This window comes from Onishia taeanensis (genome assembly GCF_900100755.1).
In the GTDB taxonomy this organism is placed as follows: Bacteria; Pseudomonadota; Gammaproteobacteria; order Pseudomonadales; family Halomonadaceae; genus Onishia; species Onishia taeanensis.
In genome coordinates this window covers 143918-158387 of the sequence record NZ_FNCI01000003.1, presented here as the reverse complement: position 1 = coordinate 158387, position 14470 = coordinate 143918, and the positions used below count along the sequence as shown (strand labels likewise).

Genomic DNA, 14470 nt, shown 5'->3' with positions numbered 1-14470 from the left:
GGACAGGTGATCGACCAGGCTCGATGGGGGCTAAAGCTGTCGCAAATCAGAGGGGCCTGGTCAGTGCGACATCATTTCCTCGGCAACCTCGTCACCACTCATCTTCGACGGGTAGTAGGTCGGCCAATTCGTGACCTCGTTGAGTAGCGCCTCGCGATCATCTCCCCAATACAGATGGAAATGTCCGGCTTGGGTGGGAAAGATGCTGTGATCACTGAACTGGATAAAGTCGGGAAGCCCGGGATTGGCATTTGCCGCGTCATCTTCGAGTTCAAAGACATACCTCACTCCCCGATTGCCGGCCTTGTAGGTCAAGACCTCATAGCCATCATAGTCATAGGTGCCGGTTACCGCGTCGTCGCCGCGATAGAAGCTCACCGTATCGCCTTGAATGACGATACGCTCGACCTGCGTTTGATAGCCCGTCTCGTAGTACTCCTTATATGCCTGCGCGGTTTTATCGTCTGCTCGCGCTGCCTTATAAGCAAAGACCCGGTCGAGCACCCCACTTTGCAGGAACGGGTAAACGGATTGCCAGTCTCCTTCCCAATCCGCAAGCGATCGATCTTTTATCTGGCTGTCCTGAAAATACCCAGCATAGATATCTTCATCGTGCTCATGGTGGTGGCCATGTGCATGGCTATTTTGCTGCTCATCATCGTGGTGATGCTGATGACTGTGATCATGGTGATCGTCGTGATGATGCTGATGCCCGCCGTGGTCGTGCTGAGACGCCTGTGCACTCTGCAGCACTGCCAGTGTCAGCACACCGAAAGTGAAAGCACGGCTGGTATGTGCGAATAGGAAACGCATCGTGGAACTCGCTATGTCTGTTGAGTAGGAAAACGAATCACCAACATTATGTTATAACGTATCATAAATCAATCACTACCCATTCGCTCCGGGCCATACCTGCCGCGGCAGCCTGGTACCGTTCTCAGGGACTTGCCTTGATGTACGTCAAGGCGGCCATGAACGCCTCATACCATCCTAAGTAAGTGGTCGTTGGCGGCCGCTCATCGGCTGTTTCTTTTCATTTAAGGAGGATGCGTCATGAAGGCTCTGGTATTCCATGGTCCCGGCAAGCGTCGCTGGGAAGACAAGCCGCGCCCGACGCTAATCAATCCGACGGACGCTGTGGTACGCATCACCCATACCACTATCTGCGGCACCGATTTGCATATCTTGAAGGGCGATGTCCCTGCGGTCACGGAAGGCCGCATCCTGGGGCATGAAGGCGTAGGGGTGGTCGAAGAGGTCGGTGAAGGAGTGAGCAATATCCAGGTTGGCGACGAAGTGCTGATCTCCTGCATCACCTCCTGCGGGCGCTGCGATTATTGCAAGCGCGGTGTCTATTCCCACTGCCGAGACGGCGGCTGGATACTCGGCCACTTGATTGATGGCACCCAGGCTGAGTACGTGCGTATTCCACACGCAGATAACAGCCTCTATCCGCTACCCAAGGAGATCGATCGCGCGGCGGCGGTGATGCTCAGCGACATCCTGCCGACCGGGCACGAAATTGGCGCGCTGAACGGCGAGGTCACGCTCGGCGACACCGTCGCCATCGTCGGCGCTGGCCCTATCGGCCTGGCAGCACTGATGACCTCGCAGTTCTACTCTCCCGCGCGAATCATCATGATCGATCCCGATGAGAACCGTCTGGCGATGGCAAAGCAACTCGGCGCCACCGACATCATTGCCCAGGACCCGATAGAAGCCATTGAAAAGCTCACCGGGGGCGAAGGCGTAGATGTCGCCATGGAAGCGGTGGGGATTCCCGAGGCGTTTGATGTCTGCCAGCGCATCGTTCGTGCAGGCGGGCATATCGCCAATATTGGCGTGCATGGCAAGAGCGTCGACCTCAGGCTGCAAGATCTGTGGATCAAGAACATTACCCTGCGAACGGGTCTTGTCAACACCGACAGCATTCCAGTACTGATGAGAGTCGTCGAAAGCGGCAGAGTCGAGCCCGCAGGGCTGGTGACTCATCGCTTCAAGCTCGACGAGATCGAAAAGGCCTACGATATCTTTGGCGAAGCGGCAAAAGAACAGGCTATCAAGATGCTGCTGACCGTCGAATGAACGCCTAGTGGCAGGGCGCAGGCGCGACGAAGGTGGCGCTCGCGCCCACTCCTGTTGATGGAAAAAAGTGGGGAGTGCTCACCCTATAGCTGTTTACGCCAGCGTTCCTCGACCGTCTCTAACTCAGCCGGACCGTAACGAGCGGCAGCTTGGCCACTATGGTAGGCCCAGAGCTGATCACCACAGTCGTAATGCCACCATTCACTAGGCAGATTGGTGAAGCCTTGGGCCGCCATCGCGTTATACAGCAACCGGCGATTGTCTCTGGCGACACGCTGTCGCTCGGTGGGGGCCTCGAGTTCTTCCAACGACACGGTATGCGATTCGCTCACCGCCTCATCGAACAAGGTGCCCATATCGAGCAAGAGACCATCAGCGTCGCACAGCGTGACATCCACCGCCCCGCCGGTCAGATGAGGGCTGGGAGCCTCCTGGCTGCGGCTGGGTACCGACACGAACTCGCGCGTGCGAACCGTCAGATCAACCTCGCTCAAGTCGCTGCGATGGGCTCGCAGTGACTCGTAGAGGGTATCGAACAGGTATTGCTGGACCCGCCAGGGTCGCCAGCCATCCAGCACCACCAGCCCCATGCCGTCGGGAAGAGAGCGTGCCACCTTCAGCAGACGACGATAGGTCGTCTCCCTGACGTAGCACTCATCGACAGAGCCAGGCACTCCTTGCTTGGCATATACCGGAAATACCTTGATGGGCAGCGGTGCCAGACCGAGCGGCACCAATGGCTCATCACTCTCATGGATGGGAATCTGGCTCACTTTGGACCAGTCAGGCTCCCTCACATGGGGGATAGGCGTAGCGAAGGACCTAGTTGCGCCTTCTTTCAATGTTGGCATCGTTCTTTACCCCAAGACCGTCGGTAACCAGAGCGTCAGCGACGGAAACACAATTAAAACCAGCAGCACCAGAATGGCCATGAGCACAAACGGCCAGATCGTTCGAAACAGCGACACGATTTCCAGCCGGCTAACGGCGGCAGCTACATACACGCACGCCCCCATCGGCGGTGTAATCAAGGCGATGGTGATATTGAGCGTAATGATGATCCCCAGGTGCACCGGATCGATACCTGCCATCATGGCAACCGGGGAGAAGATCGGCGTCAACAGCATCAGGGCCGATACCTCTTCCATGAACATACCGGTCACGAAGGTGATACCGCTGAGCATCAGCAGAATCACGATGGGGTCTGAAATGTAGGGCGTGAGCAACTCGACAAACTGAGTCGGCACCTGAGCATAAGACAGCAGCCAGCTTATCGTCGCCGATGCCGCCATGATCAAAAAGATCGCCGAGGTGAGACGCGTGGTTTCGACGATCGCCTGCCAGAAATCGCGCAGCTTAAGATTACCCAGCACCATGCCGCAGAGCGCCACATAGAGTGCAGTGAGTGCACCCGACTCGGTCGGCGTGACAAACCCCATGACGATACCCGCCACGATGATGAAGGGCGCGACCAATGCCGGGAGAGCCCCCAATGTCGCCACTCCAAGCGCTCGTGCTGATGGCAAACCGCCTTGCTTGGGCATGTCGTGTCGCCAGGCATACCAAGCGTTCATCGCCATGAAGGCAACGCCGAGAATAAGCCCAGGGATCACCCCCGCCAGGAAGAGGTCGCCCACCGAGGTGTTGGTGAGAGAGGCATAGAGAATCATGAAGATACTGGGTGGGATGATCGGCCCGATCAAGGAGCTACCGGCGGTCAAGCCGGCCGCGAATGCGGTCGAATAGCCATCCTTGCGCATCGCTGGCACGAGCAATGAACCGAGCGCTGAGGTATCCGCAACGGCAGAACCGTTCACACCGGCGAAAAACACACTTGAGACGACATTGACGTGCCCCATTCCTCCGCGGAAATGGCCAACCAGTAAACGCGCCAACCCCATCAATCGATCGGTCAGGCGACTGGCATTCATCAGATTACCCGCAAGGATGAACAACGGAATTGCCATCAGGGAGAACACGTTGATACCGCTGAAGAATTGCTGCGGCATCATGCGCGGTACCATGCTGAAATCAATGAACAGGAAGCCGACCAAGGCGGTCGTCAGCAAGGCAATGAAAAGCGGCAGCCCCAATAGCACATGAACCAGGAAGACCCCCAACATGGTGAGTGTCATTCGACTTCCTCCGCGATTGTCTTGAGCGGTGCAGGGCCATAAAGCAGTGCCTGCCAGGCAAGCAGGGCAAAGCCAGCCGGGACGGACAACATCGGAATGGTGCGGCTGATCCCCAACCCCGAGCTGGTAAACATCGATACTGACATCGCATAGCGGTAGCTAACCACGGCACCGCCAATGGCCAGCATGAGTGTCAGCAGCCATTGGTAGACGTTCAGAAGCCGGCATAATCCTGATGGAAGAAGGCGCTCGATAAGCGCCACGCGCATGTGTCCACCTTCGACCCAGACGGCCCCCATGGCCAGTAACACACTGGCGATAATGAGGTACCGTGCAAGCTCGTCGGTCCATATCGGTGCGCCACCCGCGATATAGCGCATGAAGACGCCGAAGAGAATGGCCAGCAGGTCGATGAGCAGCAGACTACTGGCAAGCCACAGAGTGGCCTTCTGGCTGACCAGAAGGCTCCGAGAGCGTAGAGATAACATAGGAGTAAGAGCCCCAACTGCAACGGGCAGAGAATGCCGCTCTCTGCCCGCGAGTGTGATGTCGAACTGCGCCGCTCATGAAGCGGCGCCACATTGCTTACTTGCCGAGATCACTCATGCCGGCATCTTCGAGCGCCATATCGACCCACTTTTGTTCGATACCCTGCTCGGAGAGCCACTCTAAGTACGCTGGCTGTCCCTGTTCCCGGAAGGCATTGAGCTCTTCTTCCGTGGGGCGGATCACTTCCATGCCCTGCTCTTCTAGATAGGCGATACGCTCATCGACTTTGGCTTGATTTTGCTCGCGCGCCATGGTGTTGGCTTCGGCCACCGCCTCCATGAAGTTGGCTCGCATCCCCTCATCCCAACCGTCGATCATGGCGCCATTACCTACCAGGAATTGGTCGGAATACTGAATGTTCGCCAACGTCAGGTAATCCTGCACTTCGTATAGGCTGCCGAGGATGATATACATCGGCGGGTTCATCTGACCGTCTGCGACACCGGTCTTGAGGGCCATATAGACTTCGGTCCAGGGTATTGGAGTACCGGACGCGCCGAAGGCCTCATAGAGCGCCACCTGGCTTGGGTCCATTGCCCGGAAGCGCAGGCCGTCGAAATCAGCAGGCGAAGAAATGGGTTTTTTATCGTTGGTGAACGCCAGGAAGCCCCCCTCCTCGACCACAGCCAGCAACTCCGCGCCAGTGCGTTCGCGAAGCGCCGTTTCTACATTGCTCCAATACTGGCCTTCGTCAAAGAAAGTGCGCGCCGATGCGAAATCATCGAACAAGAAAGGAATGGCGCTGACGAAAATCTCCGGAACCACCGGCGACATGCCCGCAAAAGAGGCAATGTTGAGGCTCGGCGAGTTCATCACCTGCTCCATGCGCTCCTGCTCTTCACCCAGCATGCTATTGGGATAGAGTTTCAGCTCGATTTCGCCATCAGTTTTCTCGGCGACCAGCTCTTTCAGGTTGGTGGCAAAGGCATGGACGGCGTTCTTGTCAGCGTCCGGCGCACCGTTATAGCTAAGATTGACCGTGGTGGCCGCTTGGGCACTAGTGGCGAGAGATGCCATCACGCAGGCTGAAGCAAGAGTGTTAAGCGCAAATTTCCGAGACAGGTCCATACCGAACTCCTCAGTGAAGTGTCTTGTGTAGTTATGTGGTCGGCTCACCCATGTGGCCTTGCATGTCAGGCTATGGTTGCCTCTGTTGCCTTTGCAATAGACCCCGCGTTGTTTTTATGACAACAGGCGCGGCGCATCGCTGTTGAAAAAGCGCATGCCACGTCGTAAATGCTCCAGGCATGCTTCTGCCGATACCGTCAACGCACGGCCCTGCCGACTGACGATCTGTGCTGTTGCGCCGTTCAGAGCCGGGTGCGCCATTTCCAGAATGCCGATTTCCGCATCATCGAGCGCATCGATGACGGTAAGCTGCGGCATGAAGGTGACGCCGATCCCCGACACCACGAAATTCCTGAGCACCGCCACCGAGTTGGTGTGCAGCCTCGCCCGTAAGGAAATCCGCTCTTGATGAGCGACGGCGTTGACCAGATGGCGCATACCGAAGGGGTGATTCATCAGCCCCAAGGGATATCCTTCAATATCTTGCAGAAACACTTGCCGCCTCAGCGCCATCAGCGGGTGACCCGCAGGCACGATCAGGTCGAGTGGATGCTTGGTTTCAACGTGACAGACCAGTTGCGCGTCGACGGGTGGGGCGTAAAGCAAGGCGAAATCCACATGCCCCTGGGTGACCAGGTCTATCGCCTCGTCCATTCCCGCCATGGTGACGTCGAGCTCGATACCGGGGTAAGCCGTCATGAAGGACTCCAGCGGCTCGGAAACGAGGTCAGCGATGAAACCCTCTCCCACCGCGATAGCCACTTGCCCACTGACTAACCCCTGTAGCTTTTGAAGCTTCGATAGCACCGCCTTCTCGGCAGACATCTGGCCTTGAAAGTGATCGACTAGGAACTGACCTGACTCTGTCACCTGAACACCAGACGAGTGGCGATGGAGAAGCGCCACGCCGAGGGACTCCTCAAGTGCTTTGATCTGACGGCTGACCACCGATACATCGATGTTCAGGTGATCGGCGGCTCGTCGGAATGACCCTCTTCGCACGACTTCACTTAGATACGCTAATGCGCGCTGATTCAACATGGGGAGTAAGGTTACCTAAGGTGTGAATTAACAATCGCGGATGGTTCATCTCATCCATTGTTTGCCACCTGGTTAGCGCGAGGTAGGGCCCGGCAAACCTGTCCGGTATACCCCATAATCATGAGCCGCCCAAATCCGCAGAATCGCTGGTGGCATTATTCCAGGGCGGTCGGAACCGGCATTCTGCACCTGGGGAACACCCTGCTATCAATTCAAATGCGGCCCTGGTCTCGCCTTACGGAACGAGACTTTGCCCACAAGACCTGGCCCACGAGACTCTTCCCACGAAACTGTGCCCGGTAGCGCGCCCGCACAAAAGAAGGGGCCTGCCCCTGATGGATGCAAGCCCCTGATGATGGTCACCCGGTCGTCATCGCAAATCGGCGTATCAGGCCACCCTCAGGCCAAGGATTTCTCGGGCCTGCTGCCAGGTGGCGACCGGACGCTCATATCGATCGCAAAGGGACACGGTACGCTCGACCAGTGCGGCATTGGAGGGCGCCAAGGAGTCACGGTCGAGGCGCATATTGTCCTCGAGCCCTGTGCGAGTGTGCCCGCCGGCGGCGATGGACCACTCGTTGAGCAGCAACTGATTGGCGCCGATGCCGGCACCACACCATTGGGCATCCGGAGCGAGCCGATTCAAGGTTTCCACATAGAAATCGAAGGTCGGCTTGTCTACCGGCATGGCGTTCTTGACCCCCATCACGAACTGAACGTAGAGCGAGGGTTTGAGCTTGCCCTGTTTGGCTAGGTTCACCGCCTGATGAATATGCGACAGGTCGAATGCCTCGATCTCGGGCTTGATGTCGTACTTCAACATCTCGTCGGCGAGCCACTCCACAAGCTGCGGCGAGTTCTCGTAGACTCGAGTGGGGAAATTATTGGAACCCACCGCGAGGCTTGCCATGTCCGGCTTTAGCGACAGCATGGCGCCTCGCTCCTCGCCCGCCCCAGAGCGCCCGCCAGTGGAGAGCTGGATGATCATCCCCGGGCAGTGCTTCTTGAGGCCTTCCATCAATCTGGCGAACTTCTCGGGGGCTGAAGTGGGTGTCTGATCGTCATTGCGAACATGGCAATGAACAATACTGGCCCCGGCTTCGAAGGCTGCCTGAGTGCTCTCGACTTGCTCGTTGACTGTGACAGGAACCGCTGGATTGTTTTCCTTGCGGGGCAGGCTGCCGGTGATGGCCACGCAGATAATACAGGGATTGGTCATTTGACCTCGCTTACCCCGCAGCGCATTAGGGATGCGGGATGATGTGGCGTCTAGGCCGCTCGCAAAATGGCAAGCAGCGTCTCGGCGAACTGCGTAGGTGTCTCAACGGAAGGCACGTGGCTCACGCCCTCGAAGATCTCCAGCGGAGCGCCATCAAGCTCGACTGCCAAGGCCTCTAGCGTCGACGGCGGAGTCGCCATATCTTCGCTGCCGCCAAGCAGTTGCACTTTCACTTCCTTATTGGAAAGCTTGCCCTTGAAGTCGTCGCGACCCAGCATCTCGCAGAGCTTGGCGTAGGAATCGTCGTCGCTACGGCCCATCTGTATGCACCAGCCGTCCTTGAGTGCCGGCTCGGCCTTGAAGCAGGTCGGAGCGAACCAACGCGGTACGATTTCCTCGGACATGGCCGCCAGGCCTTCCTGACGGACTCGGCCGGCCCGGGTATTCCAGAGCTCGGCGTTGCCAATCACGGCCCCCGTGTTGGTCAGAGTGGCAGATAGCAGCCGCTCGCCGTGCTGGCTGATCAATTGCTGGCCCACCACACCACCAATAGAAGTTCCAGCAAAGTGGAACCGATCAACGCCAGCCTGGTCGGCCAGGGCCAGTGCCTGGCCCGCCAGATCGGCCGGCGTAATCGGGCCCTCTCCCCAGGCTTCACTGGCGCCGTGGCCAGGCAGATCCCACGTCAGCACCCGGTAATGCGGTAGCAGCGCGGGCAGGACCTCGTCCCAAACCGCCTGACTCATGCCCAGCGGATGAGCCAAGATCACCAGCGGATTGGCCTCAGCGCCCAGTAATCGGTACGCCACGCTGCGGCCGTGAATGTTCAGAAATACCATATCAACCTCTTCGTTCGTTGCCGCGAAAGCCGCTGTCGGGTTCTGACGCCAGGCTTCTGTATCGCGCGCCGGGGATTCTCAGGCTCGCTCGATAAGGGTCGCGATACCCTGCCCAACACCCACGCACATGGTGCACAGAGCATAGCGCTTGCCGCTTTTCTGCAGCTCGTGGGCAGCGGTCATCATCAGGCGAGCGCCGGACATGCCCAGCGGGTGCCCCAGCGCAATGGCGCCACCGTTGGGATTGACTCGCGGATCGTCGTCCTTGAGCCCCAAATCACGCATGCAGGCCAGTGCTTGAGCGGCAAAGGCCTCGTTCAATTCGATCACATCGATGTCGTCGATCGAGATCCCGGTGCGCTCGAGCAGCTTGTTCACCGCCGGCACCGGGCCATAGCCCATGATTCTCGGCTCGACACCGGCAGTGGCCATGCCCAGAATCTTCGCCATGGGCGTGAGGCCATGCTGCTCAACGGCCGCCGCGCTTGCCACCAACATGGCGGCGGCGCCGTCATTGACCCCCGAGGCGTTACCGGCGGTCACGCTTCCTCCCTCGCGGAAGGGAGTGGGCAGGCTTGCTAGCTTCTCGAGGCAGGTCTCACGAAGGTGCTCGTCTTGGTCAAAGATCAGCGGCGCCAGCTTGCGCCGCGGGATCTCAATGGCGGTGATTTCCTCGGCAAAGCGGCCCGACTGCTGAGCGGCGGCGGCTTTTCGTTGGGAGCGCAGGGCAAAGGCGTCCTGGTCCTCGCGGGCGATCTTGAACTGCTCAGCCACGTTCTCCGCAGTCTCGGGCATGGAGTCCACGCCATAGGCCTTCTTCATCAACGGATTGATGAAGCGCCAACCGATGGTGGTGTCCTCGATCTGCTGGCCGCGGGAGAAGGCGCTGTCGGCCTTGCCCATCACGTAGGGCGCCCGGGACATCGACTCCACGCCACCGGCCAGCGCCAGCTCCATCTCGCCGGCCTTGATGGCACGAAAGGCGGTGCCCACCGCGTCCATGCCGGAGCCGCACAGGCGATTCAACGTGGTGCCAGGTATGGACACCGGCAGGCCGGCCAGCAACAGCGCCATACGTGCCACGCTGCGGTTGTCCTCCCCAGCCTGGTTGGCACAGCCCATGAACACATCGTCGATCGCCGCCGGGTCGAGCCCGGGGGCCTCAGCCAGCACCGCCCTGAAGAGGCTGGCCGCCAGATCGTCGGGGCGAACGCTTGCCAGGGTGCCGCCGAAGCGACCGACGGCACTGCGGCGGGGGTGGCAGAGGAATACGTCGCTCATGATTTAGGCTCCTGAAATTCGCCGCTAGAACGCGGCGAGCGATGGTCAGACAAGTCGAGAGACAGCGAAAAAGCGGAGTTTACAAATGGGTAAATGAGCATTTTGAACTGCCTCTCAACGCCGTATGGCCAAGCGCAGACCGTTATAGCGTAAATTTACTCGCCGGCGTGCTGGCGTTCGGTTCTGTTCTTCAAATCCCGCAGGATCCTGAGTTCGTGCTCGGCGGGCAGCGGGGTGCTCTCGAGTTCATCGGCGAAGCGAATCTCCCAGCCGGTCGCCTCGGTCACATCCTCGCGACTCACGCCAGGATGCAGCGACACCACGGTGAGCTCCTTGGTCTCGGGGTCGGGCTTCATCACACACAGGTCGGTAATGACGCGGGTGGGTCCCTTGCCAATATTCGGCACGCCATCGCGCCCTTTACCGTCGCGGCCGAAGCCCAGGGTCGTCACGAAGTCCACGTCCTTCACGAAGGCACGCTTGGAGTGTTTCAGGGTAATGAAGACCTCCCCCGCATTGGTGGCAATCTCTGGCGCACCGCCACCACCCGGCAAACGCACCTTGGGCGCCTGATAGTCGCCAATCAGGGTGGTATTGAGGTTAGCGAAGCGATCGATCTGGGCGGTCCCCAGGAAGCCCACATTGACCTTGCCGCCCTGCAACCAGTAGCGGAACATCTCCGGCACGGAGACAGTGGTCAGCGCCGACTCGCAAAGCTCGCCGTCGCCGATGGACAGTGGCAGGACGTCGGGCTTCGTCTGGAGGGTTCCGGACTCATAGATCAGTACCACGCCCGGAGCATGGGTCAGGCGCGCCAGGTTGGCGGCCTCACTAGGCAAGCCAATGCCGACGAAGCAGGTCATGCCATTTTCCAGGGCGCGAGCTGCGGTGACCGTCATCATCTCCGCGGAGGTATATTCCTGGCTCATGTCTAGCGTACTCATCAGGCATCCTCCCTTTGGTTCATCACGTTCTCGTCGATCCACCGGCTAAAGACGTCACGATCACGCGCGATGGCATCCCACTCCTTGTAGAAGCGATTGTTGCGCGGATAGTAGCCATGGGTATAAGACGGCAAGGCACCCTTCTCCACCACGGCAACAGCATCGATAGCCCAACCGGGGATCACGCAGGCGTTGGGATGCGCATCCAGGTCATCGACGATCTCTTCGACGGTGACGATGCTGCGCGTGGCGGCCAATACGGCCTCCTTCTGCACCCCGACAATGCCTTCCACCAGCACGTTGCCGGCACGGTCGGCCTTCTGGGCGTGCACTACTGACACATCGGGACGAATCGACGGCACCGCTGCCAGGCGCTCCCCGGTAAAGGGACATTCGATGAACTTGATCTGGTCATTAACGCTGGGTAATTCGCTGCCCACGTAGCCGCGCAGCACGGCCAGAGGCAGGCCGGCGGCGCCGGCTTCAAAGGCACATGCCATCGCGGCGTGGCTGTGCTCGAGAATATCGATATGACGTGGCCATCCCTTCTCCACTGCATCGCGCAGGCGATGCAGTGAGCCGACGCCTGGGTTACCCCCCCAAGAGAAGATCACCTTCTTGGCACAGCCCGCGCCGATCAGTTGATCGTAGATCAAATCAGGGGTCATACGGATCAGGGTTAGATCCTGTTTGCGCTGACGGATCACCTCATGACCCGCGGCAAACGGGATCAGATGTGTAAAGCCTTCCATGGCCACGGTGGCGCCGTCCTCGACGTATTGCGCGATCGCGTCATGCAGGCTAAGAAACTCGGCCATCGGAATGTACCTCTCTGGTGGTGAACTCGAGGACCCTTCACATGAAGCAGTCGACTCAAGTTCGCTATGCGCACACAAGTTTGCTTTACGAACAAATCTAGCGCCAATGCCCGTAAGCGTCAAACGCAGAGAGACATCGCCCAGCCCATTAAGACCGAATAGCTTGAGATAACCCACTACCAACACAGGGGTTTCATTCTGGGCAAGATGGGAGTAGCGCGACCAAAGTCTAATCTCGGCGAGAATAACGACTGACAGCAGGAAGGATAGAAATGTTCGCCAAGCGAACAAATATGCTAGATTTGGGCGATAGTCAGTATCCGCTGACACCACCATCAGGCAGAGGGAAACGGGATGCAGGAAGATGTGATAAGCCCGGACGATCGCGACTTCGTCACGGCACTGGCTAGCGGAATAGAGGTGATCCTCGCCTTCGATGAGACCTCCCCTCGCATGACCTTGAGCGAGGTGGCCACCAAGACGGGCATGAACCGGGCTCGGGCCCGGCGCTTTCTTTTGACGCTCCATGCGCTGGGCTATGTGCGCAAGCAGCACCGCCACTTCGAGCTCGCCCCCAAAGTACTAAACCTCGGCTATGCGTTTCTTTCCGCCAATAACTATCGCAGCGTGATTCAGCAGATTCTCGAGGACATCACCACCGAGTGTGGCGAATCCTCATCGCTTGGCGTGCTAGACGGTGACGACGTCACCTATGTGGCACGCTCCTCGTCCAGGCACCGGCTCATGGCCATCACGCTCTCGGTGGGTACGCGCCTGCCGGCGGCTCATACTTCCATGGGACGGGTTCTACTAGCCCAATTGCCGGATGCCGACCTTGATGCCTTTCTGATGCGGGTGGCGCTCGAACCTCACACCGACAAGTCGATCACCGACAAGGCCGAACTCAAACGCCGCATCCTCGACGTGCGCAAGCAGGGTTACGCCATCGCCGACCAGGAACTCGACTCCGGATTGCGTTCAGTGGCCGTGCCAGCCTTCGATGCCAACGACCGACTGCTGGGCGCAATCAACATCAGTACCAATGCAGCCCGCATCGACTATGACACCCTGATTCGAGAGTACCTGCCCCTGCTGCAGGAGAAAGCCCGGCAAATACACGCCAGCGTCAGCTGACGCTTGGCTGCCGCCCAACCCATCAATCAGCCACTAGCCGATCGGCTTACTTGCTGACAAGGAGGCTTAAAGTCTGACCGCCGACACCAGTCGATACTCCCTTGTCAGAGGCCATCACCGCGGGTAGGCCGTTCCGACTTGGCGGGCGAGGAAAGGCCCAATACCTCACGAGTAAAATGCCATTTCTATCGAACCGTTCTTGATTGAAAGCCGGAGAACTCTCCGGACATTTCCCAAACGCCCTAGTAGCCGTTATTGCCCCCTTCTCTTTGCCAATCTGCGCCTTTCTATTTATTAGATAGGCCGCACACATCGCGACGCCTTCAGAAACATCCAATCTGGTCAAATTGGCCGTGGAGGCAACTGTCATTGGCAGGCTGGCCTGCTGACAATGCGAGTCAGCAAGGAATTACAACGTACCGCTCACGCTACAGCTCGCGTTATCAGAACTCCTTGTACACAAAGGCTCCATACGCCATGACAAAAGGCCTAGCGGCGATATGGAGAGACTCGCAACAAGACTTCCGAGGTAACACCATGGACAAGACTCGACTTGAAGGAAAAAATTGCCTGATCACAGGGGCTGCGCGTGGCATGGGGGCGGCGGTTGCTGAACATTATGCGGAACAAGGCGCCAATGTGTGCGTGGCGGACCTCAACATCGACGGGTGCAATGAGGTCGTGGCACGCATCAAGGAAAAGGGTGGCAAAGCCATCGCCGTGAAGCTGAACGTCACCGAGCGTGACCAGATGCAGGCCGCCGTCAAGGCCACCGTCGATGCCTTTGGCAGCCTTAACGTCATGGTCAACAATGCTGGCATCAACAAGCCGCTGATGTTCTTGGATATCACAGAAGAGAACTGGCACCAGATCATGGACGTCAATGCCCTGGGTTGCCTGATCGGCATGCAGGAAGCTGGCAAGCAAATGATCGAGCAAGGCAAGGAAAACGGCCCCTACAAGATCATCAATGTCGGCTCCATTCTCTCTCGTCAAGCCTTCGACGATGTCGTGCCCTATGCCTGTAGTAAGCATGCCGTACTGGCGATGATCAACGGCGGCGCCAAGGCGCTGGTGGATCACAATATCACCGTGAACGGCTATGGCCCCGGGGTCGTGCGTACTGAGCTATGGGAGCAGCTGGACAAGGACCTGGTCAGCATCGGCAAGTTCGATAAGCAGGGCCAGTCCATGGACGAGCTTGCCGAGAAGATGATCCTTATGAAGCGCTATTCCTATCCCGAAGATGTCGTCGGCACCGCTTCCTTCCTCGCAAGCCCGGAGTCGGACTATATGACCGGCCAACTGCTGATGATCGACGGTGGCATGATCATGCAGTGATGCTCCCGGCAACCCG

General features: G+C 58.5%; 14 protein-coding genes. 3 read left to right on the top strand and 11 right to left on the bottom strand.

The window, feature by feature from the left end:
- Positions 1-60 precede the first annotated feature (60 nt).
- Positions 61-813 (bottom strand): ZinT family metal-binding protein, encoded by a 753-nt coding sequence (locus BLR71_RS05340; protein ID WP_092523856.1) that lies wholly within the window; start codon positions 811-813, stop codon positions 61-63.
- A gap of 240 nt (positions 814-1053) precedes the next feature.
- Here BLR71_RS05340 and BLR71_RS05335 point away from each other — a divergent pair, with 240 nt between their 5' ends.
- The gene (locus tag BLR71_RS05335) at positions 1054-2085 is read left to right on the top strand and encodes a zinc-dependent alcohol dehydrogenase family protein (RefSeq protein WP_092523854.1); all 1032 of its coding nucleotides are present in this window, start codon (positions 1054-1056) and stop codon (positions 2083-2085) included.
- Positions 2086-2168: 83 nt separating this feature from the next.
- Here the strand turns inward: BLR71_RS05335 and BLR71_RS05330 are convergent, their stop codons facing one another.
- The 10 genes from BLR71_RS05330 to BLR71_RS05285 all read right to left on the bottom strand — a co-directional run bounded on the left by BLR71_RS05330 (position 2169) and on the right by BLR71_RS05285 (position 11979).
- The gene (locus tag BLR71_RS05330; protein WP_245696353.1) at positions 2169-2858 is read right to left on the bottom strand and encodes a M15 family metallopeptidase; all 690 of its coding nucleotides are present in this window, start codon (positions 2856-2858) and stop codon (positions 2169-2171) included.
- 84 nt (positions 2859-2942) lie between these two features.
- Positions 2943-4220, bottom strand: coding sequence for a TRAP transporter large permease (locus BLR71_RS05325; RefSeq protein WP_092523850.1), 1278 nt, complete (start codon positions 4218-4220; stop codon positions 2943-2945).
- Entirely contained in the window at positions 4217-4708 is a 492-nt protein-coding gene (locus tag BLR71_RS05320; RefSeq protein WP_092523848.1) for a TRAP transporter small permease, read from the bottom strand. The genes BLR71_RS05325 and BLR71_RS05320 overlap by 4 nt, the downstream gene beginning before the upstream one ends.
- A 97-nt stretch (positions 4709-4805) precedes the next feature.
- A complete protein-coding gene (locus BLR71_RS05315) occupies positions 4806-5837 on the bottom strand; it encodes a TRAP transporter substrate-binding protein (RefSeq protein ID WP_092523846.1) in 1032 nt (343 codons plus the stop codon).
- Between the two features lie 114 nt (positions 5838-5951).
- The gene (locus tag BLR71_RS05310; protein WP_092523844.1) at positions 5952-6878 is read right to left on the bottom strand and encodes a LysR family transcriptional regulator; all 927 of its coding nucleotides are present in this window, start codon (positions 6876-6878) and stop codon (positions 5952-5954) included.
- Positions 6879-7266: 388 nt separating this feature from the next.
- On the bottom strand, positions 7267-8097 hold the full coding sequence (locus BLR71_RS05305; protein ID WP_092523842.1) for a 3-oxoadipate:acetyl-CoA acetyltransferase: 831 nt from the start codon (positions 8095-8097) through the stop codon (positions 7267-7269).
- A 50-nt stretch (positions 8098-8147) separates the two neighbouring features.
- Complete coding sequence (locus BLR71_RS05300) at positions 8148-8936, bottom strand: alpha/beta fold hydrolase (protein WP_092523840.1); 789 nt, start codon at positions 8934-8936, stop codon at positions 8148-8150.
- Between the two features lie 78 nt (positions 8937-9014).
- Entirely contained in the window at positions 9015-10217 is a 1203-nt protein-coding gene (gene pcaF / locus BLR71_RS05295) for a 3-oxoadipyl-CoA thiolase (RefSeq protein WP_092523838.1), read from the bottom strand.
- A gap of 155 nt (positions 10218-10372) precedes the next feature.
- Positions 10373-11146, bottom strand: a complete 774-nt coding sequence (locus tag BLR71_RS05290; protein WP_092524439.1) for a CoA-transferase subunit beta — start codon at positions 11144-11146, stop codon at positions 10373-10375.
- A gap of 14 nt (positions 11147-11160) precedes the next feature.
- Positions 11161-11979, bottom strand: coding sequence for a CoA transferase subunit A (locus BLR71_RS05285; protein WP_092523836.1), 819 nt, complete (start codon positions 11977-11979; stop codon positions 11161-11163).
- Positions 11980-12333: 354 nt separating this feature from the next.
- On the opposite strand from BLR71_RS05285, the gene BLR71_RS05280 reads away from it, so the two are divergent.
- Together BLR71_RS05280 and BLR71_RS05275 are read left to right on the top strand one after the other, a co-directional pair.
- Positions 12334-13113 carry an IclR family transcriptional regulator domain-containing protein gene (locus BLR71_RS05280; protein ID WP_092523834.1) on the top strand — a complete coding sequence of 260 codons (780 nt, stop codon included), beginning with the start codon at positions 12334-12336 and terminating at the stop codon, positions 13111-13113.
- Between the two features lie 537 nt (positions 13114-13650).
- A complete protein-coding gene (locus BLR71_RS05275; RefSeq protein WP_092523832.1) occupies positions 13651-14454 on the top strand; it encodes an SDR family NAD(P)-dependent oxidoreductase in 804 nt (267 codons plus the stop codon).
- The last annotated feature ends 16 nt before the right edge of the window (positions 14455-14470 follow it).